Genomic DNA, 19,252 nt, shown 5'->3' with positions numbered 1-19,252 from the left:
CCTCGATTAGATCAGTCGTACGGACCGGGCACACGCGACGAGCCGGGGCAGTCGCCGGGCCGCACGAGGGGCCGCCGCTCCAGCACCTCGCGGGCGCGGGCCCTGGCGAGGTTCCAGCCGTTCCAGGGGTCCGGCGTGGACAGGTGGTTGACCGCCACCACGTCGCTCAGCACGCAGCTGCGGTCCGGCTCGGGCAGGCGGTCGAGGATCGGCACGGCCTCCGCCCCCAGGTCGCTCAGGTAGCCGTGGTCGAGCCGCTCCACACCCCGGACCGTCAGCTGGGTCTCGGCCACCCGCGCGTCTGGGTCCCACACCGCGAACGCCAGCAGCGACACCCCGGTGAGCAGCACGAGCGCCCGGAAGAACCAGGACGTGCCGCCGCCGGACAGGCGCACCGCTCCCACCGCCAGGACCAGCACGAACACCGCGCCGAGCCACCAGATCGTCGCCTCCACAGAGGCCCGCAGCCGCGACAGGCCGTACGCGTCGGTGTAGAGGCCGAGCCGATGCAGCGCCGAGGCGAGGATGACCAGCGTGAACCCGCACAGCAGGCCGAGCAGCACGGCGAGCAGCCAGCGGTCGGCCCGGCTCTCGCGGCGCAGCAGGGCCACCGCGCCCGCCACGATCCCGAGCACGAAGAGGCTGACCGTGACGAGTTCGAAGAAGCCCGACCTCGCGTACTGCGCGTAGGTGAGGCCCGCCGTCGTCAGCACCCTGCGGCTCCCGCCGAACAACACCGTGATCTGCACGGTCACGAACGCCGCGAACAGCAGGTTCAGCCCGAGCAGCGGGATCACCCACACCTGGCGGCCGAGGGACATCCGCAGGTCGGGCGCGGCGGGCTCGGCCACCGGCCGCAGGCCCACCAGCACCGCCGCCGCGGCCCCCGCCGCGAACACGCAGAACACGAAGACCCGGTAGGGCAGGCTCTGCGCCCACTCCGGCGTCCGCAGCAGGTCGCTGAGGAAGGCCGAGAAGACGGCGTCGGCGGAGGAGAACAGCAGGCCGAAGACGGCCAGCAGGACGACGGTCACGACGACGCTGACCAGTGTGGGCAGCATCCGGCGCCGCCGCGTCAGGGTCCGCAGCGGCCCGGCCAGGAACCACGGCAGCGGCAGCACCGAGAACGCGACCGAGACCCCTCCCCTGATCACCGCGAGCCAGCCCCGTCCGCCGCCCGACACCGCGAGGGATCCGACTCCGAACGCGGCCAGCAGCACCGGCCCGACCAGCCACTCGGCGTCGCGGAAGAGCGCCACGGAGACCAGCGCGTACGCCAGGAGGCCGAAGGCCACCGTCCACGGCGTGATCCGGCCACGCCGGAGCGGCAGCACCGCCGGGAACGCGGCCGCCCCCATCGCGACCGCCGTCAGCACGAATCCCAGCCCGGGCGACGCGTACGGCAGGGCGACGGCGGCGACCAGGCCGGCCGCCGCTGCGGCCGGCAGCAGCCACCGGGGCGCGTCCGGCAGTTCCGGCCGCGGGAACAGCGGCGGCGGCACGTACGCGGGCGGCGGCGGGTATCGCCCGGACCCCTGCGGGCCGGTCACGGGCGGCTCAGGGGAGACCGGCCGCTGTTCCGCGGGTGCCGGGGCGGTGAGCACCGCGGGCGGCGGGGAGACGCCCTCGCCCTGGGCGGCGAGCTCGGCGGAGCCCATACGGGCGACCGGCACGGGCGTGGGCACAGGCGCCGGACCAGGCGCCGGACCAGGGGCCGGACCAGGGGCGTGGGCCTGCCAGGGCGACGGCGGCACGCCCGCCGCCGCGGCTCGGTGGGCCGATGAAGAGCCGCGCACCAGTCCCGCGATCGTGCCGGCCACGGTGAACAGCAGCAGCGTCATGACGCCCAAGCCGAGGATGACCGAGACGACCAGCCCGGTGAGGAACCCGGCGAACATGCCGACGCCCGCCCCCAGCGCCACACGTGCCAGGTGCCCGGCGCGGTCGTAGCCAGGGTGTGGCGCGGGCATGTGCGGGCCGGAGCCCGCGACCGGCGCGGCCGCGTACGGCTGATCCGCTCGCGCGTGGACGAGGTCGGGCCGCCGGGGCTCCTTCCGGTCCTCGCCGTCGCCGGCGGCACCGGTGCCGTCTGCGTAGCCGCCGTGGTCGCCGATCCGAGGGGCGGCGGTCTCCGCGCTCCCGGTCCGCGGGGACGGAGCCGGGCCCTCGTGGAGGGGCTCCGATCTGAGAGGCTCCGACCTGAGAGGTTCTGATCCGAGGGGCTCCGACCTGAGAGGCTCCGATCCGAGGGGCACCGGTCTCTCCCCCTGGCCGTCCTCCGGTCGCTCACCACCGTCCGGGGTCCCGGACGGCCGGGCATCCTCGTCCCGCGCGCCGTGTGCGTGCCGCTCCGCGCCTCCGCCTGGCCGAGCGACCACGGCGCCGATCTCTCCCGGCCTCTCACCGGCGACGAGGGCGCCTTCGGTCAGGTCTGCGCCGTCGTCCCCGGCCGGGTCCTTCCCGCCGGGCCGACCGGCGGTGCGGCCCGCATCCGCTTTCCGGACGTCCATGTCTCCCTTTCCGGCGTGGACGGGTCCGTCCACGCTCTCCCCGGCCGCGGCCTCCCCGTGACGCGGCAGCACGACGACCATCCGGCACCCCGGGGCCGTCCTCCGGCCTCCCCCCGCGGCCCGTCTCGCGGCGGTCATCACTGCCGGGATCGGGTCCGACACCGCGATCGACCCGCCGTGCAACTCGACGATCTCCTTGGCGATGGCGAGCCCGAGCCCGGCCCCGCCCGCGTCGGCGGCCCGTCCGGCGTCGAGCCGCGAGAAGCGTTCGAACACCCGGGCCCGCTCCGCCGGTGGGATGCCGGGGCCGTCGTCGGTCACGCTGATCTCCAGGTTCGGCCCGGCCTGCCGCGCCTCCACCCGGACCGTGCCGCCGGACGGGCTGTGCCGTACGGCGTTGTCGAGCAGGTTGGCCAGCACCTGGGCGAGCAGGGCGGCGTCGGCGGACAGCACCGTCCCCGGCGTGACCGCGCTCGCCACCGTGACGTCGTCACGCGCGAGAGTCGCCTCCGAGACGGCCTGGCGGCACAACGACGCCAGGTCCAGCTCCTCCGGCTCGATCAGCCGGGCCCCCGAGTCGAGCCGCGACAGGTCGAGAAGCTGGGCCACCAGGCGGCCGAGCCGCTGCGTCTGGGCGAGGGCCGTGCCCAGGGTGTCGAGGTCGGGCGGCGTGACGCCGTCCACGACGTTCTCCAGCACGGCCTGCAGGCCGGTGATCGGCGTGCGCAGTTCGTGGCTGACGTTGGCCACGAGTTCGCGCCGTTGGCGATCGACCTCGGCGAGGTCGGCCGCCATGGCGTTGAAGGCCCGCGCGAGCTCCCCCACCTCGTCCCGGGACGTCGCGCTCACACGCAGGCCATAGCGGCCCTTGGCGATCGTCTGCGCGGCGGCGGCCATCTCGCGCAGCGGCCGGGTCATGCCGCGGGCGAGGAGCTGCACCATGATCAGCGCGAGCACGACGGCGATCGCGATCCTGAGATCGCGGGACAGGCCGCCGTTGATGCCGACCTCGTTGACGACGAACGCCGCGACCACGGCGAGCACGATCACGATGCCGAGCTTGACCTTGATCCGGCCGAGGAAGTCGAGCGGCCTCAACGCCTTGCTCTCCCTAATGAAGCGTCACGGGCGGACGAGCGCGTATCCCACGCCATGGACGGTGCGGACGACCTCCGGGCCGAGCTTGCGGCGCAGCGCGCGGACGTGGCTGTCCACGGTCCGCGTCGCGGCGGCCTCGGAGAAGCCCCAGATGTCCGACAGCAGCCGTTCGCGCTCGAAGACCTGGCCGGGCCGCTCGGCGAGACGCCGCAGCAGGTCGAACTCGGTCCGGGTGAGCTGGGCCTCGGCCCCGCGGACGAACACGCGGCGCTCGGCCGTGTTGATCTCCACGTCGCCGACCCGGATCACCGTGTCCTCGTGGGCGAGCAGGCTGGCCCGCTCCACCCGTCGCAGCAGGGCGTGGATCCTCGCGACGAGTTCCCGCATGCTGAACGGCTTGGTGATGTAGTCGTCGGCCCCCACCCCCAGACCGACCAGCACATCCGTCTCCTCGCCGAGCGCGGTGAGCATGAGGACCGGCACCGGCCGGGCGGCCTGCATCCTGCGGCACACCTCGAGCCCGTCCAGGCCGGGCAGCAGCCGGTCGAGGACGACGACGTCGGGCTCCGCCTTCGCGTAGGCCGCGAGCGCCCCCTCGCCGTCGCTCGCGACACGTACGTCGAAGCCCTCCGCCGCGAGCCGGAGCCGTACGGCGTTCGCGATGGTGTCGTCGTCCTCGACCACGAGGACGCGACGTTGCTGAGGGGTAGCCATGGAGGGAAGCGTAGATGCCCTCTGTGCAGAGCCGTCGTCCGGAAATGTGCAGATCCCGTGCATCGGTGAACGCCGCCCGCCCGCGCCTTCCGTGTCGGGGCCGCGGGCCGCGGCACCGCCTCCGTGAGCCGAATCCGCAGGTCAGGGGTTTCGCTTCCCCGTTGCGGGTAGCCCCGATATGACCAGGAAGGAGGCGCTAATGGACCGCCAGTCAAGGCCGGAGACCATGCGGGAGAACGACGTGATCGATCTCCTGACGCAGCAGCACGTTCTCATCCGGGAGCTGTTCGACGAGGTCGACAGATGCCAGGGGGAGCAGCGCAGGGAGGCCTTCAGCCGCCTCGTCCGCCTGCTCGCCGTCCACGAGACGGCGGAGGAGGAGATCGTCCACCCCTACGCGCGTCGCAAGCTGGTCGGCGGCGACGCGATCGTGGACAACCGCCTCCAGGAGGAGGAAGAGGCGAAGGAGTTGCTCAGCCGCCTCGACGACATGGACGTGACGACGCCGGAGTTCTCCCAGGAGCTGGAGAGACTGCGGGCCGCCGTGTTCGCCCACGCCGCCGCCGAGGAGCGCTACGAGTTCTCCGAGCTCAAGGCGAGCACGTCCGAGGGCGAGCGCAGGGCGATGGCCGTGGGCGTCAAGGCAGCCGAGGCGATGGCTCCCACGCACCCGCATCCCGGGGTCGAATCGGCGACGGCGAACATCCTGATGGGGACGCCGGTCGCGATCATGGATCGCGCCCGCGACCTGATCCGCAAGGCGATGGGCAAGTCGGAGTCCGGCGAAGGCTGAGTCTCGGGCGGGCCGCCGTACGGGAACGCAGTTCGTCCCGTCGACATCGGGAGCGCGGCCCATGCCGGAGACCGGGGAGCGTGCGCGGCGTCGCGGAGCCGGGCGGAGACGGTCACTCGTCTCCCCGGGCGCCGCGGCGCCGCGGCGCGCAAGAGCGCCGGCCGGGATCGGGCGTCTCCCCGCGGGCGTTCGCGGAACTCCGCCGGGACTTCGGACGTTCTCCCAGGCGACGGGACGACGTCCCGCGCGGGACCCGACACGAAAGGCCTGACGATGTCGCCACTGGGCAAGTACTACGTGGGCGCGGCGGTGGTGGCCGTGCTGGTCTTCATCCTTCCGGTGCCGACGCTCCTGGCCTGGCTGATCGCGATCGGCGCGCTGGGTGCGCCGGTCGTCGCCTACTTCATGCTCGACGAGTCGCAGCGGGCGCGGCTGCGGCGCATCCGCCGCCGCCAGATCGGCGGCTGAGGCTCCACAGAGACGACCAGACGAAGGAACACGGGCCGGGCGGCCGTCGCGGCGCCCGGCCGTTCCGTTTCGCTCAGGAAGCGGCGGCGATCCTCCTGCGCGCCCGCTCCGTGACGCTGCGCTCCATCACGAAGGACAGGAACGGGATCGTGCCCGCGATGAGCACCAGCAGCAGGTAGCCCACCGACCAGCGGGCCTTGATCAGGCCCAGGTTGATCGCGGCCACCAGATAGACCATGTACAGGAAGCCGTGGATCGGCCCGACGACCGCGACCATCGTGCCGCTGTCGAAGCCGTACTTGACGACCATGGCGGCACACAGCACGAGCAGCATCACGCCGACGATGTACGCCATGACGCGATAGAAGTTGAGCGCGGATTCCACGTCGATCATTACCTCTGCTGGGGAAACGGTCACCACACGATATCCGTGCCACCCGATGGTCCAGGCTTCAGGGCCGATCAGGCCTCCACGTGCGCGGCGGGCTCGGCCGGCTGCGGCTCCTCACGCTCCCGCTCCCGCTGCCCGCGCAGGGCGTCGCGTACGAAGTGGAACCACATGTACACGGCGAACAGCGCGAAGATCCACCACTGGAGGGCGTAGGCCAGGTTGCGCCAGGTGAAACCGCCGCCTTCGGTCGGCGCCGACACGGCCACCGGCGTGGCGCGGGACGGCGGCTCCTGCGCGGTCGCGACGACGAACCCGTCCCGCACCCGCGCGTCCGGCCACACGTTGATCAGCTCCGCCGTCGACACCGTCGCCACCTGGCCGCGCGGCAGGTTCCCGCTGCGCATCACGTCGTCGGTCTGCTCGGCCGGCCGCAGCCGGCCCGTCACGGTCACGGTGCCCTCCGGCACGGCCGTGGCGGGGTCGGCCGCCGTGGGAACCCAGCCGCGTACGACGGGGACGACCGTGCCGTCCGTGAGCCGCAGCGGCGTGAGCAGCCAGAACCCGCTCCCCCGGGCCGCCCGGCCGCCGGGGGCGGCGACGTCCGCGACCCGGTCGGCCACCAGCAGCTGTTTCGCGGCGTCGTAGGTCCCCGTGGCGGTCACCCTGCGACTGATCGCGGTGCCGCTGACGTGCTGCCCCACCTGGGCCAGCTCGGTGACGGCCACGGGCGCGGGGTCGGGGGCCCGCCGTGGGGCGCCCGACGCTTCGAAGACGCCGAGTTGCCAGCGGCCGAGGAAGGTGAAGGACACGAGCACCCCGATGACCAGCAGGTGCAGGGCCACCAGCCGGGGAGCCAGGAGGGTGCGGAGCATGGATACAACGCTATCCGCCGCCCGCGCCGGTCCGGTATTCGCGCCGGTGCCTTTGGTGAACGCCAAGGCACGATCAGGAGAGGGCAAAATCCGACAAATCACAGCCGGGCCGCACCATGTGTCGCTAGAGTCATGCCCATGTCCGACCCTCAGATCGACCCGGCCGGTAACACCCAGGCTTTCCGGGCGTTCGCGCAGCAGCAGGACACGGAGGCCTCCAAGGAGCAGCCGTCCCGCCTGCCGATTTGGATCGCCGTCGGTGCGGCGCTCGTCGTGATCCTCGCCGTGGTGGCGTACCTCCTGGTTCGCTGACATACCTGTACCAGCCGCCGACGTCCGCGCCCGTCGGCGGCTTTGTCATGCCCGCCGACGACTCGGCCCCTCGCTGTCACGACATACAGTGACGGAGTGCCCCCCCCCGGCGCTTGCGGAGGCACTCCCCGGCTGCTCCGGCCGTACGCACCGGTCCCTGGACCCGGCCCGCCCGCAGGAATATATTGGACAAATCTTCCAATAGGACGGGGAGGACGCATGCCCAGTCCGGGCGTCACGATCATCGGTTCCGGGTTCGCCGGGCTGTGCATGGCCATCAAGCTCAAGGAAGCCGGCTATCACGACTTCGTGATCCTGGAGAAGGCCGGCGAGCTCGGCGGCACCTGGCGGGACAACACCTATCCCGGCTGCGCCTGCGACGTCCCCTCGCCGCTGTACTCCTTCTCGTTCGAGCTCAATCCCGGCTGGACACGGCTGTTCTCCCCGCAGGAGGAGATCTGGGACTACATGCGGGCCTGCGCCCGCAAGCACGGCCTGGAGCCCCACCTGCGGTTCGGCAAGGAGGTCTGCGGGCTGGAGTACGACGACGAGCGGGCCCTGTGGCGGGTGTCGACCGGCGACGGGGAGACCTTCGAGACCCATGCCGTCGTGTCCGGCGTCGGCGCCCTGCACGTGCCGTCGCTCCCCGAGATCCCCGGCCGTGAGCGCTTCACCGGCACCGTGTTCCACTCCGCCCGGTGGGACCACTCCGCGGACCTGAACGGCAGGCGCGTCGCGGTCGTCGGCACCGGCGCGTCGGCGATCCAGTTCGTCCCGGTCGTCGCCGAACAGGCGAGCCGGCTCACCGTCTTCCAGCGCACCCCACCGTGGATCCAGCCCAAACCGGACCTGCCGATCGACGGACGGCTGAAGCGGGCCATGGAGACGCCCGGCGGCGCCCGCCTGCTGCGCGACGCCGTCTACTGGCTGCTGGAGACCCGGGCCGTGGGCTTCACGATCGACCCGCGGCTGATGAAGGTCCACCAGGCGATGGCCGAGCGGCACCTGGCCCGGCAGGTGCCCGACCCCGAGCTGCGCGCGAAGCTGAGGCCCGACTACACCATCGGCTGCAAGCGCATCCTGCTGTCCAACGACTACTACCCCGCGCTGACCAGGGACAACGTCGAGCTGGTCACCGACCGGGTCACCGAGATCAGGGAGCGGTCGGTCGTGGACGCCGCGGGGCGCGAGCACGAGGCCGACGTGATCGTCTACGGCACCGGCTTCCGGGTGGTCGACTCCCTCAACGAGCAGCGGATCGTCGGCAGGAACGGCGTCAAGATCCAGGACGCGTGGCGCGACGGCATCGAGGCCTACTACGGGATCACGACCGCGGGCTTCCCCAACCTGTTCTTCCTGCTCGGTCCCAACACCGGTCTCGGGCACACCTCGGTCGTCTTCATGATCGAGTCGCAGGTCCGGTATGTCATGGACTGCCTGCGGCTGCTGTCGAAGACCAAGGCGAAGGCCATGGACGTACGGCCGTCGGCGCAGCGGGCCTTCAACGACCGCCTGCAGCGGCGGCTCGACCGGCTGGTGTGGAGCGAGGGCGGCTGCACGAGCTGGTATCTCGACGAGCACGGCAGGAACCGCACGCTGTGGCCCGGCTTCACCTTCGAATACTGGGCACGGACCCGGAAGGTGAAGCCGGCGGCCTACGAACTCATCGGCGCCCGAGGCTGACCAGGGGGCCGACTCGGCTCAGCGACGCGGGCTGACCACGAGGGCGCTGCCTCCACCACGCCTGGCGGGCTCGGCGACCGCCTGGACACGGCCGTTCCGCAGGAACTCCAGGCCGGTCGCCGCGCCGATCTCCCCCGCCGGCGGCCCGGGGACGTCCGTCAGCGTGTGACCGAGCGCGGTCAGCTCCGCGCCGTACCGCTCGGCGAACGCGGGCTCGGCCTGGGTGGCGGCGGTGTTGCGCTGCGAGGCGCGCGGCGCGGCCACGGCGTCCGGGAGCGACATGCCGAAGTCGAGCCGGTTCACCAGGATCTGCAGCACGGTCGTGATGATCGTCGCGCCGCCGGGCGAGCCGACGGCGAGCAGCGGCCTGCCGTCCTTGAGCACGATGGTCGGGGCCATGGACGACCTCGGGCGCTTGCCGGGAGCGGGCAGGTTGGGGTCGCCCGGCGCCGGGCCGAAGGTGAAGTCGGTCAGCTCGTTGTTGAGCAGGATGCCGCGGCCCGGCACCACGATCCCGCTGCCGCCGGTCTGCTCGATCGTGATGTTGTAGGCCGCCACGTCGCCCCACCGGTCGGTCACCACGAGGTGGGTGGTCTCAGGACCCTCCTTCTTCTCCTCCGGGACCGAGGCTTCCTGGGACGTCGAGCAGGAGGAGTAGGAGCCGTCGGGCGACCCGGGCGCGGCGGGGTGCGCCATCGCCCGCGGGCCGATCAGGCAGGCGCGCTCCTTGGCGAACCCGTCGGACAGCAGCTGATCCAGCGGCACGTCCACGTACGCCGGGTCGCCGACGTAGGCGTTGCGGTCGGCGAAGGCGAGCCGGGACGCCTCCAGGTATTCGTGCAGGCCGACCTTCGGGAGGGCCTCCAGGATCTTCAGCGCCTCCCCCACGGTGGAGCCGCCGGACGACGGCGGCGCCATGCCGTACACGTCGAGGCCCTTGTACGCGACCTTGGTGGGCGGCCGTTCGAGCGCCCGGTAGGCCGTGAGGTCGGAGACCTCCATCAGCCCGGTCCTGACGTTCCTGGTGGCGCCCTGGCGCACCGGCGGCTTCTTCACCGTGGCGACGATCTCCCGGCCGAGCGCGCCGCCGTACAACCAGGCCGGGCCGCGGATGCCCAGCTCACGGTAGGTGCGCGCGAGGTCGGGGTTGCGGAAGACCGAGCCGACCGGCGGCGGCTGCCCGCCCGGCAGGTAGAGCGAGGCCGTCGTGGTGAAGTCGGCGAAGCGGCCGGCGTTCTGCTGCGTCTGGTCGTGGAACGTCTGGTCGACGACGAAGCCCTTCTCGGCGATCTCGATCGCGGGGCGCAGCGCCTGCCGCAGCGGCATCGTGCCGTACCGGCGCAGCGCCATGTCCCACTGCGCCACGCTGCCCGGGACGCCGACAGACAGCCCGCTGGTGACCGCCTCGTCGAACGGGATCCCCTCGAACGCCGTCGAGGTCATCGCCCGCGGGGCGGTCTCCCGCCCGTCGATCGTGGTCACCTTACGCTTGCGGGCGTCGTAGTAGACGATGAAGCCGCCCCCGGCCAGCCCGGCCGAGTAGGGCTCGGTCACGCCCAGCGCCGCCGCCCCCGCCACCGCCGCGTCCATCGCGTTGCCGCCCTGGCGCAGCACCGAGAGCGCGGCCTTGCTCGCGTCCAGGTCCACGGTGGCCACGGCCCCGCCGTACCCCTCCGCGACGGGCCGCTTGACCGCCGCCGCGGACTCCACCGGTGCGGCGTGGACAGGCGGTGCGAGGAAGCCCGCGAACGTGACCAGTCCCAGCGACGTGACGACGACGCTCCTCATGCCCCGGCACCTCCACCACTTGCGCGATCACTCCAGCATGACTCATGGAAGTCAGAATCGCTGCGGGATTGTCCGCTTTTGGACGCCGGTGCGGGCTACTCCTTCCGGCGTACGGCGGACTGCCGCGCCGGGCGGATGCGGTGACCAGCGGCGATGGCCTAGCGTGCGGGTGTGCGTTCCCGTTCCGCGATGTACCACCGCATCGATCCCGTTCTGCCGGTCATCATCGGGATCGTCCAGGTGTTCCTGACGATAGGCGCCCAGTACTGGCAGTTGCGCAACCCGGACCTCGGGCGGGTGCCGCTGAACTGGGGGGGCTACGCGCTGCTGCTGGTCGGGCCGCTCGCGATCGGGCTGCGCCGGCGGGCGCCGGTCGGCGTTCTGGTGGTCACGCTCACCTCGACCTCGCTCTACATGCTGTTCGGCTACGCGTACGGGCCGGTGTTCCTCAGCCCGATCATCGTGATCTTCAACGCGGTGCTGTCGGGGCACCGGCGCGCGGCATGGCTGTCATCGGGGGCGTTCTTCCTGTTCGTAGTCGTCTATGCCACCTGGTTCATCCCCCATCGGGCGAGCCTCTTCCACCACACCGCGGTCGCGGCCTACCTGCTGCTCACGCTCACCGTCGCGGAGTTCCACCGGATGCGCCGCGAGCGGCTCGCAGAACGCCAGCGGGTGGCGCGGGAGGAGGCCCGGCGGCAGGCGAGCGAGGAACGGCTCACCATGGCCCAGGAGCTGCACGACGTGCTCGCCCACAACATCTCGCTGATCCACGTCCAGGCGTCCACCGCCCTGCACATCCTGGACGACCACCCCGAGCAGGCCCGCACCGCGCTGACCACGATCAAGCAGGCGTCCAAGGACGTGCTGACCGAGATGCGCGGCGTGCTGAGCCTGCTCAGGGACGGCGCGCCGCGCTCCCCCACGGCCGGGATGGCCCACCTGGCCGACCTCGCCGAGCGCAGCGGCCTGCCGGTCACGCTGGAGGTCACCGGGCAGGAGCGCCCGCTGCCCGCCGGCATCGACCGGGCCGGCTACCGGATCGTGCAGGAGTCGCTGACCAACGTCTCGCGGCACGCGCCCGGCTCACGGGTGACCGTACGCGTGGCGTACGCGCCTGAGGAGCTGACCGTGGTGATCGAGGACGACGGCGCGGGAACGGCGCGGGCCGAGGCGGGCCTCGGCAGCGGCAACGGCATCCCCGGCATGCGCGAGCGGGCCGCGGCGCTCGGCGGGTCGCTGGCGGCGGGCCCCCGGCCCGGCGGCGGCTTCCGCGTCGAGGCCCGTCTCCCCCTACCCCCGTCCGCCACCCAGAAGGAGCCGAATTGATACGCGTCCTGCTCGCCGACGACCAGGCACTGGTCCGTGCCGGGTTCCGGGCCCTGCTCGACGCGCAGGAGGGCATGACCGTCGTCGGCGAGGCCGGCGACGGCGAGCAGGCCGTCCTGCTCACCCGGGACCTGCGCCCCGACGTGGTGCTGATGGACATCCGCATGCCCGGCACCGACGGCCTGACGGCCACCCGCCGCATCGGCGACGACCCCGCCCTCACCGACGTGAAGATCGTCATGCTCACCACGTTCGAGCTGGACGAGTACGTCTTCGAGGCCCTGCGCGGCGGTGCGAGCGGCTTCCTGGTCAAGGACACCGAGCCGGCCGAGCTGATCCAGGCCGTCCGGGTGGTGGCCTCCGGCGACGCCCTGCTGTCCCCCGGCGTGACGCGCAGGCTCATCGCGGAGTACGTCGCCCGCGCCAAGGAGCCCGGCATCGCGACCCGCCTCGACCCGCTCACCGAACGGGAACGGGAGGTGCTCGCGCTCGTGGGCACCGGCATGACGAACGACGAGATCGCCGCCAGGCTCTACATGTCCCCGGCGACGGCCAAGACCCACGTGAGCCGCACGATGAGCAAACTCCACGCCCGCGACCGGGCCCAGCTCGTCGTCATCGCCTACGAGTCGGGCCTGGTCAAACCCGGCTGGCTCTGACACGCAGGACGGCCGCACCCGCCGCCGAGCCGTGACGGAGAGCCACTCTGGCCGGAGGCCCCCAGCCGGCCTGCGACGGCGACCGGCTGGGGGCCTCCGGCGTCCTTCAGCCGGCGAGCGGCTCCTGGAGTTCGGTGACCCACCGGGCGGGATCCTCCCCGGCCTCCAGGTAGAGCTCCCTGGCGTACCCGGCGGAGCGGTGGCCGCCGTCGGCGATCCACCGGGCCAGCGTCTGCGCGGCCGGGAGGACGTCGTCCATCGGGCCGCGGTGCACGATCGTGGCCGCCCGCTCGATCGCGGGCAGGTCCACGATCGCGAAGTCGTGGCCGTCCCCGGGCGCGACCGCGACCGGCATCGCCACGTGCGCGAGGATTCCGTCGCCGCCGGGGGCGTCCTCGTAGTAGGCGATCCCCGGCCCCACCGGGGTCACCGCGGCCTCGTCCAGTCTGCGGCACAGCTCCTCGAACAGCGGGCCGACGACCGGGCCGATGTCCTCGGGTTCGTAGCTGCGCGCCACGCCGCTGAGTTCCGCCACCCGGACGGCGGGGATGCGCTTGACCACCACGTCGTCGGTGTTCATGTGTCCCTCACTCTCGATCGTCCGGAGCCTCGCCTCGACCTGGGCCAGCCGGGCCGCCGCGGCGGCCATCGCCGCCTCCAGCTCCGCCTGCCGCAGCCGCAGCATCCCGCGCAGCTCCTCGGCGCTCACCTGCTCGTCCAGGACTTCCCCCACCTGTCTGAGGGTGAAGCCCAGGTCCTTGAGCGCGGTGATCCGGTTGAGGCGGGCGAGCTGGCCCGCCTCGTAGAAGCGGTAGCCGCTCGCGGGATCGACATGGGCCGGGCGGAGCAGCCCGATCGCGTCGTAGTGGCGCAGCATGCGGACCGACACGCGGCCGTGCCTGGCGAAGTCTCCGATGGTGAACATGGTGTGGCCGATTCCAGCGCCTCACACGGTGTCAGGGTCAACAGCGCTCATGCGGAGGCGGCGGGGCGGCAGGTCCAGCGGCTCCGGGAGCCGCAGCGGCCCGCGGCCCGGGGTGATCGTGCCGAGCACCCGCGATCCGGCCGCGCCGGTGCAGGCGGGCACCGTGCCGGGCAGGCCGTGCGCGGTCAGCCAGCCGAGGTAGGAGAACGCGACGGCCTCCTTGGCGTCCGAGGGCACGCCGAGGTCGTCGCTCGGCAGCAGCCGCACGCCTCGGGCCCGCTCGCGCAGCGCGCGCATCAGGGCCGGGTTGCGGACGCCGCCGCCGGAGACGACGACCGTGCCGAGCCCGTGCCGCCGGATCTCCGCCGCGACCGTCTCGGCCGTGAGCACCGTGAGCGTCGCCACCAGGTCCGGCAGGCCCAGCGCGTACGGCCCGGCGACCCGGTCCAGATAGCCCGCGTGGAACAGTTCCTTGCCCGTCGTCTTGGGCGGCGGCCGGTGATAGTACGGCTCGGCGAGCAACTCGGCCAGCAGGCCCTCGTGGACCTTCCCCGCCGCGGCCAGCCTGCCGTCCTCGTCGTACGGCATGCCGGTGGCGGCGCGTACGGCCGCGTCCGTCAGCGCCGAGGCCGGCCCGGTGTCGTAGGCGAGCGGGGGCTCGCACACGGTGAGGTTGGCGATGCCGCCGAGGTTCAGCGCGCCGGCCCGGCCCGCCGAGGCGGGCAGCCCGGACAGCAACGGCAGGTCGAAGGCGGACACGAGCGGCGCGCCCTGCCCGCCTGCGGCCACGTCGCGCACCCGCAGGTCCGACACGACCGGCACGCCGAGCCGTTCGGCGATCCAGGCGGGCTGCCCGAGCTGGAGCGTCCCGCGCACGCGCCCGTCCTCCACCCAGTGGTACATCGTCTGCCCGTGCGAGCAGACGAGGTCGGCGGCCGGGCAGGCCGCCGCCGCCCCGGCGAACGCCCGGCCCACGAGCGTGTCGAGGCGGCAGACCTCGCCCATGTCCGTATGGTTCGGCGGCAGCGCGGCGACGATCGCGGCCCGCAGGTCAGGCGGGTAGGGCACCGTGCCGGTGTGCTCCACGACACCGGTGAGCAGGTCGCCGTCGCGCGACCAGTGGACGAGCGCGCAGTCGATCCCGTCGTGGGAGGTCCCCGACATCAGCCCGAGTACGCGCACACCTGCCTCGCAAGGATCGTTCAGCCGGCTCTCTGCGGGAGGCCGACGAGCTTGGTGAGGAAACGGTCGATCTGCTCCTCCGCGGGCGGCCAGGGCAGGTCGGGTTCGTTGATCCGCTGGGACAGCATGCCGTTCACCGCCGTGCGCAGGTCGATCGCGACCGTCGTCGCGTCGTCGCGCGGGGCGGCCCCGGCGTCCATGCAGCGCTGGACCGCCTCCGTGGTCCTGGCGACCAGCACCTCCTTGAACGGCATGCCGAGCCGGCGGTGGACCGCGCTCTCGTGCAGCACCTTGTAAAGGCCCGGATGCTCATGCGCCCAGGCGGCCTGCGCGAGGATGCGCGCCCGCAGCCGCGCCGCGGGGTCCTCCTGCGCCGCGTCCGCCTCGTCACCGGTCCGCACCAGTTCCTCGTGGCAGCGCCGCAGCACCGCGAGCACCAGCGCGTCGCGGTCGGGAAAGTGCAGGTAGACCGAGGTGGCCGCGATCGACACCTCGCGCGCGACGGCCCGCAGCGACAGCGCCTCGTCGTCGGCGAGGTCGTCGAGCATGCGCATGGCCGCCGCGACGATCTCCTCGCGCAGCCGCTCGCCCTGCCCTCGCGCGTTCGGACGGCGGCGGGCGGCGGGATTCGGGGGCCCAGTTGTCGGAGGTGGGGTGGCTTCCATGACCGGCCCATTGTACGAGGACGATTGTCACGCTACAGTCGTAGCGCTACAGCCGTTTACCAAAGGAGCGATCCCTGTGACCGTCGACGCTTCGACGAACTTCGACACGATCAACGAGATGGACCCGGTGTTCGCCCAGATGGCGGCCGCCAGTGTGGAGCACTGCTGGGCGGTGCCCGAGCTGACCGACCGCGAGAAGGTGTTCCTGGCCCTGGTCGCGGACGTCTGCCAGCCGGCCCTCGGGTTCCCGTTCGAGATGCACGTCCGCGCGGGTCTGCGGCGCGGCGTGTCCACCGCGGACATGCGGGCGCTGCTGCGCCTGATCTCCTACGACAGCGGGTATGTCGCGGCGCTGGCCGCGCTGGAGCGGCTCGCCGAGATCGAGGCGGCGGCCGGGCTGTCCCGTCCGGACGCGGAACCGCTGCCCCGGGAACTGCTGGTGACCGGTCCCGGCGCGGCGCCGACCCCGCTGCCCGAGCCGGTGCGGGCCGAGCTGACCGAGCTCGACCCGTACTTCCTGGAGTACTTCGACCTCCAGTCGCGGATGCGGGGCGTCCAGGGGCCGGGCACGTTGAGCGTCCGCGAGCGGGCGTTCACGACGATGAGCATCGACGTGCACTACCAGACACTGGACGAGACGTTCCGCATCCACGTGGGCCGCGCCCTCGGAGCCGGCGCGTCACCCGAGGACGTGCGGGCCGTGCTGCGCTTCAACGCGCAGTTCGGGGCGACGCGGGTGTGGCAGGCATGGAAGGCGCTCAACGCCTGTCTCGCCGAGCTCGCCCCCGCCCGCTGACGCCCTGACGCAACGGCCCGCACCGCCTGACCGTGCGGACCGGCAGGGCGGACCGGCAGGGCGGACCGGCAGGGCGCGGGGACCGGCCGGGCGGGACGCCGGTGCGTCACGGCGTCCCGCTCCGGCCGGAGGGCTACTCGGCCCCGCGCTCATTGCACCCTGCTCAAAGCGCCTTGCTCAGTGCACCCTGCTCAAAGCGCCCTGCTCAATCCACCCTGCTCAAAGCGCCCCTGCTCAATACGCCCTGCTCAGTGCGCCCTGCGTTCCTGGCTCGGCTCGCTCTGCCGGGACGCCCGGTCGACGGCCGTGACGTGGTAGCGGTGGCCGGGCGCGCCGTCCGGGTCGACCCAGCGGACGTGCCTGCCCGCCGGGACGACCGCGACCAGGTGCGCCGCGTCGGCGAAGTCCTGCCGGCGGGCGGGCCGGTCGAACCGGAAGACGGCGAACTGGAACGGGGCGCGGGGGCCCGTGGCCTCGACGTGCAGCTCCACGCCCCCGCTCACGCGGCGGGCCGAGGCGAGCACGGGACGACGCGGCGGCTCGCCGCCCGCGAGCCTGGGCAGCAGCGGCGCGAGCGCCGGACGCGTGTAGTGCCCGCTCACGACCGCGCCGATCGACCCGAGCCGGTCGTCGCGGACGTCGGCCGCGTTGTACCAGATGTCCCCGCCGACCTCCGGGTGGTCGCGGTTGAGCGTGAGGTGCCGGGACAGCTCGTCCGGCTGGAGCCACTCGGCGGGCTGCCCGGCCGTCCCCGCCTTGTACGCCGCCTGGCCGATCCACAGCTGCACCCCGGTGCCGGCGGCCACGTCGGACCACCAGGGGACGAGCTTGGCGTAGTCGGCGTTCGACTGGCCGATGTACCAGTAGAGCTGCGGCGCGACGTAGTCGAGCCAGCCCTTCTTCACCCAGCCGCGGGTGTCGGCGTGCAGGTTGTCGTACGACTGGCCGCCGCTGGTGTCGGAGCCGAGGGGATCGGTGGCCTTGTTGCGCCAGATGCCCGAAGGGCCGATGCCCCAGATCACCTCGGGCTTGGCCTGCCGTACGCGCTGCTGCATCTCCCGGACCAGCAGGTCGACGTTCGCGCGCCGCCAGGCGGCCAGGTCGGGGAAGCCCGCGCCGTAGGCCGCGTAGGCCGCGCTGTCGTCGAACGCCGTCGTGTTGACCGGGTAGAAGTAGTCGTCGAAGTGCACGCCGTCGATGTCGTATCGGGTGACGGCGTCCATCATCGCGTCCTGCACGAACGCCCGGACCTCGGGAATGCCGGGGTTGTAGTAGAGCTTGCCGCCGTACGGGACGATCCACTCGGGATGGCGGCGGCCGGGGTGGTCGGGGTGCAGCTTGGCCGGGTCCGCCTGCATGGACACGCGGTAGGGGTTGAACCAGGCGTGGAACGCCAGGCCCCTCCGGTGGGCCGCCTCGACGGCGAAGCCCAGCGGGTCGTAGCCCGGGTCCTGCCCCTGGACCCCGGTCAGATACTGCGACCACGGCTCGTACGGCGACGGCCAGAAGGCGTCGGCGGTCGGCCTGATCTGCACGAACACGGAGTTGAGCCGGCGCGCCACGGCCAGGTCGAGCCAGGCCGTGAACTCGGCCTGCTGCTGCTCGGGCGTCAGTCCGGTCTTGGACGGCCAGTTGATGTTGACGACCGAGGCGATCCACATACCGCGCATCTGGCGCAGCGGCGGGACGTACCCGGCGGGAGAGGCGGAGAAGGCGGAAGCGGGGGATGCGGCGAGGGCCGGCAGCGGGACGGCCGACGCCGCGGCGGCGAGGGCCAGGCCGCGCAGCACGGCACGCCGGGAGGGGGAGCTCAATCGGACCTCCGAAGGCCGGGGGGATGCGGCGATCACGACACTGGCAGAAACTTACTTTCAGATCAATGCGAATAAAAGAAAGTGTCATCGACGTGTAATCTGCCCCAAGAGGTCCTCATGGGAGACGACGACGGGCGTCCAGGTCACGCCGTACATGTCTCGACATGTGGACTTCTGGTCCCGTTGTCCCGCACCGGCGGGCGCATGGATCTAAGCTGATCGCGCGACAGGAGAGGCTGCAGGTGATGAACGAGAACGAGGGCGCCGCACCGGCCAACCCGATCGCGACGGTGCGTGCGGTGCTGCCCTCGCTCACCCCCGCCGCCCAGACCATCGCGCGTCTCATCCTCGACGACCCCGCCATGGTGGCCCGCAGCACCATCACGGAGGTCAGCGCGGTCTCGGGGATCAGCGAGGCGACGATCGTGCGGACCGCACGGGCGCTGGGCTTCGCCGGCTACTCCCAGCTGCGGTTCGCCCTGGCCGCGGCCGTGGCCAGGGACACCCCCGAGCGGCTCGTGCCCGGCGACCTCGCCCCGGACGACCCCCTGACCGACGTGATCGCCAAGGTCACCCGGGCCGAGTCGCAGGCGCTCGCCGACACGGCGGCCCAGCTCAACCCCGACGGGCTCGGCGCGGTGGTGGACGCCGTCTCCGGCGCCCGCCGCGTGGACGTGTACGGCGTGGGCGCCTCCGGCCTCGTCGCCGCCGACATGGCGCAGAAGCTGATGCGGATCGGGCTGCCCGGCCACTACTTCACCGACGCGCACCTCGCGCTCACCAGCGCCGCGCTGCTCCGTGAAGGAGACGTGGCCGTCGGGGTGAGCTGCACCGGCGAGACGCCCGACGTGCTCGGCCCGGCGCGGGTGGCCCGCAAGGCCGGCGCGACGGTCGTGGCCATCACGAACAACCCGCGCTCGTCGCTGGCCGGGCTCGCCGACCACGTCCTGATCTCCGCCGGGCGCGAGACGGCGTTCCGGCCGGGAGCGCTGGCGAGCCGGATCAGCCAGTTGCTCATCGTCGACTGCGTCTTCGTCGGCGTCGCGCAGCGCACCTTCGACACCTCCGACGCGGCCTTACGCGCGACCCGCGACGCGCTCGCCGACTACCTCGGCGACGCCCACCGCCGCGCCCGCTCGGCCTGACCCACCCGCAGGGAGCCGGCCGCTCCGCCGGTCTCGCGAGTGCGCGGCCGCCTCGAAGCGCCCTCCGGCCCGCCCGGCCGGCCCTCCTCACGGTAAAGGCCGGGAGGA

At 72.7% G+C, this 19,252-nt stretch carries 17 protein-coding genes; 8 read left to right on the top strand and 9 right to left on the bottom strand.

Annotation, left to right across the window (positions count from 1 at the left end; translation table 11 throughout):
- Positions 1 to 11 precede the first annotated feature (11 nt).
- Entirely contained in the window at positions 12 to 3,608 is a 3,597-nt protein-coding gene (locus FLW16_RS25350) for a DUF4153 domain-containing protein (protein ID WP_142562630.1), read from the bottom strand.
- A 24-nt stretch (positions 3,609 to 3,632) separates the two neighbouring features.
- Entirely contained in the window at positions 3,633 to 4,322 is a 690-nt protein-coding gene (locus FLW16_RS25345) for a response regulator transcription factor (RefSeq protein WP_142562629.1), read from the bottom strand.
- A 199-nt stretch (positions 4,323 to 4,521) separates the two neighbouring features.
- Here FLW16_RS25345 and FLW16_RS25340 point away from each other — a divergent pair, with 199 nt between their 5' ends.
- Both FLW16_RS25340 and FLW16_RS25335 read left to right on the top strand, forming a co-directional pair.
- Complete coding sequence (locus FLW16_RS25340) at positions 4,522 to 5,115, top strand: hemerythrin domain-containing protein (protein ID WP_260615570.1); 594 nt, start codon at positions 4,522 to 4,524, stop codon at positions 5,113 to 5,115.
- Between the two features lie 273 nt (positions 5,116 to 5,388).
- Entirely contained in the window at positions 5,389 to 5,583 is a 195-nt protein-coding gene (locus tag FLW16_RS25335; protein ID WP_142562628.1) for a hypothetical protein, read from the top strand.
- Between the two features lie 73 nt (positions 5,584 to 5,656).
- Here the strand turns inward: FLW16_RS25335 and FLW16_RS25330 are convergent, their stop codons facing one another.
- Entirely contained in the window at positions 5,657 to 5,977 is a 321-nt protein-coding gene (locus tag FLW16_RS25330) for a DUF3817 domain-containing protein (RefSeq protein WP_142562627.1), read from the bottom strand.
- Between the two features lie 68 nt (positions 5,978 to 6,045).
- Positions 6,046 to 6,846: an SURF1 family protein gene (locus tag FLW16_RS25325; RefSeq protein WP_142562626.1), complete on the bottom strand. Its 801-nt coding sequence runs from the start codon at positions 6,844 to 6,846 to the stop codon at positions 6,046 to 6,048.
- 138 nt (positions 6,847 to 6,984) lie between these two features.
- Between FLW16_RS25325 and FLW16_RS43920 the strand changes: the two genes are divergently transcribed.
- Together FLW16_RS43920 and FLW16_RS25320 are read left to right on the top strand one after the other, a co-directional pair.
- Positions 6,985 to 7,158 (top strand): hypothetical protein, encoded by a 174-nt coding sequence (locus FLW16_RS43920; protein ID WP_185949583.1) that lies wholly within the window; start codon positions 6,985 to 6,987, stop codon positions 7,156 to 7,158.
- 219 nt (positions 7,159 to 7,377) lie between these two features.
- Complete coding sequence (locus FLW16_RS25320) at positions 7,378 to 8,841, top strand: NAD(P)/FAD-dependent oxidoreductase (protein WP_142562625.1); 1,464 nt, start codon at positions 7,378 to 7,380, stop codon at positions 8,839 to 8,841.
- 18 nt (positions 8,842 to 8,859) lie between these two features.
- On the opposite strand, the gene ggt is transcribed toward FLW16_RS25320, so the two are convergent.
- Positions 8,860 to 10,629, bottom strand: coding sequence for a gamma-glutamyltransferase (gene ggt, locus FLW16_RS25315; RefSeq protein WP_142562624.1), 1,770 nt, complete (start codon positions 10,627 to 10,629; stop codon positions 8,860 to 8,862).
- Positions 10,630 to 10,800: 171 nt separating this feature from the next.
- Here ggt and FLW16_RS25310 point away from each other — a divergent pair, with 171 nt between their 5' ends.
- Entirely contained in the window at positions 10,801 to 11,958 is a 1,158-nt protein-coding gene (locus tag FLW16_RS25310; protein WP_260615568.1) for a sensor histidine kinase, read from the top strand.
- Positions 11,955 to 12,617, top strand: coding sequence for a response regulator transcription factor (locus FLW16_RS25305; RefSeq protein ID WP_142562623.1), 663 nt, complete (start codon positions 11,955 to 11,957; stop codon positions 12,615 to 12,617). The genes FLW16_RS25310 and FLW16_RS25305 overlap by 4 nt, the downstream gene beginning before the upstream one ends.
- A gap of 106 nt (positions 12,618 to 12,723) precedes the next feature.
- On the opposite strand, the gene FLW16_RS25300 is transcribed toward FLW16_RS25305, so the two are convergent.
- Genes FLW16_RS25300 through FLW16_RS25290 form a run of 3 tightly spaced genes read right to left on the bottom strand, consistent with a single transcriptional unit; the run spans position 12,724 to position 15,389 of the window.
- The gene (locus tag FLW16_RS25300; RefSeq protein WP_142562622.1) at positions 12,724 to 13,542 is read right to left on the bottom strand and encodes a MerR family transcriptional regulator; all 819 of its coding nucleotides are present in this window, start codon (positions 13,540 to 13,542) and stop codon (positions 12,724 to 12,726) included.
- A gap of 21 nt (positions 13,543 to 13,563) precedes the next feature.
- On the bottom strand, positions 13,564 to 14,724 hold the full coding sequence (locus FLW16_RS25295; protein WP_142562621.1) for an anhydro-N-acetylmuramic acid kinase: 1,161 nt from the start codon (positions 14,722 to 14,724) through the stop codon (positions 13,564 to 13,566).
- A 20-nt stretch (positions 14,725 to 14,744) separates the two neighbouring features.
- Positions 14,745 to 15,389 carry a TetR/AcrR family transcriptional regulator gene (locus FLW16_RS25290; RefSeq protein ID WP_142562620.1) on the bottom strand — a complete coding sequence of 215 codons (645 nt, stop codon included), beginning with the start codon at positions 15,387 to 15,389 and terminating at the stop codon, positions 14,745 to 14,747.
- A 76-nt stretch (positions 15,390 to 15,465) separates the two neighbouring features.
- On the opposite strand from FLW16_RS25290, the gene FLW16_RS25285 reads away from it, so the two are divergent.
- Positions 15,466 to 16,185: a carboxymuconolactone decarboxylase family protein gene (locus FLW16_RS25285; RefSeq protein WP_260615566.1), complete on the top strand. Its 720-nt coding sequence runs from the start codon at positions 15,466 to 15,468 to the stop codon at positions 16,183 to 16,185.
- A gap of 248 nt (positions 16,186 to 16,433) precedes the next feature.
- Here the strand turns inward: FLW16_RS25285 and FLW16_RS25280 are convergent, their stop codons facing one another.
- Positions 16,434 to 17,999 carry a glycoside hydrolase family 10 protein gene (locus FLW16_RS25280; protein ID WP_142562619.1) on the bottom strand — a complete coding sequence of 522 codons (1,566 nt, stop codon included), beginning with the start codon at positions 17,997 to 17,999 and terminating at the stop codon, positions 16,434 to 16,436.
- A 245-nt stretch (positions 18,000 to 18,244) separates the two neighbouring features.
- Here FLW16_RS25280 and FLW16_RS25275 point away from each other — a divergent pair, with 245 nt between their 5' ends.
- On the top strand, positions 18,245 to 19,144 hold the full coding sequence (locus tag FLW16_RS25275) for a MurR/RpiR family transcriptional regulator (RefSeq protein ID WP_142562618.1): 900 nt from the start codon (positions 18,245 to 18,247) through the stop codon (positions 19,142 to 19,144).
- The last annotated feature ends 108 nt before the right edge of the window (positions 19,145 to 19,252 follow it).

Source organism: Microbispora sp. KK1-11, from assembly GCF_006874435.1.
Lineage (GTDB): Bacteria > Actinomycetota > Actinomycetes > Streptosporangiales > Streptosporangiaceae > Microbispora > Microbispora catharanthi.
This window is presented reverse-complemented; position numbering and strand designations above follow the sequence as displayed.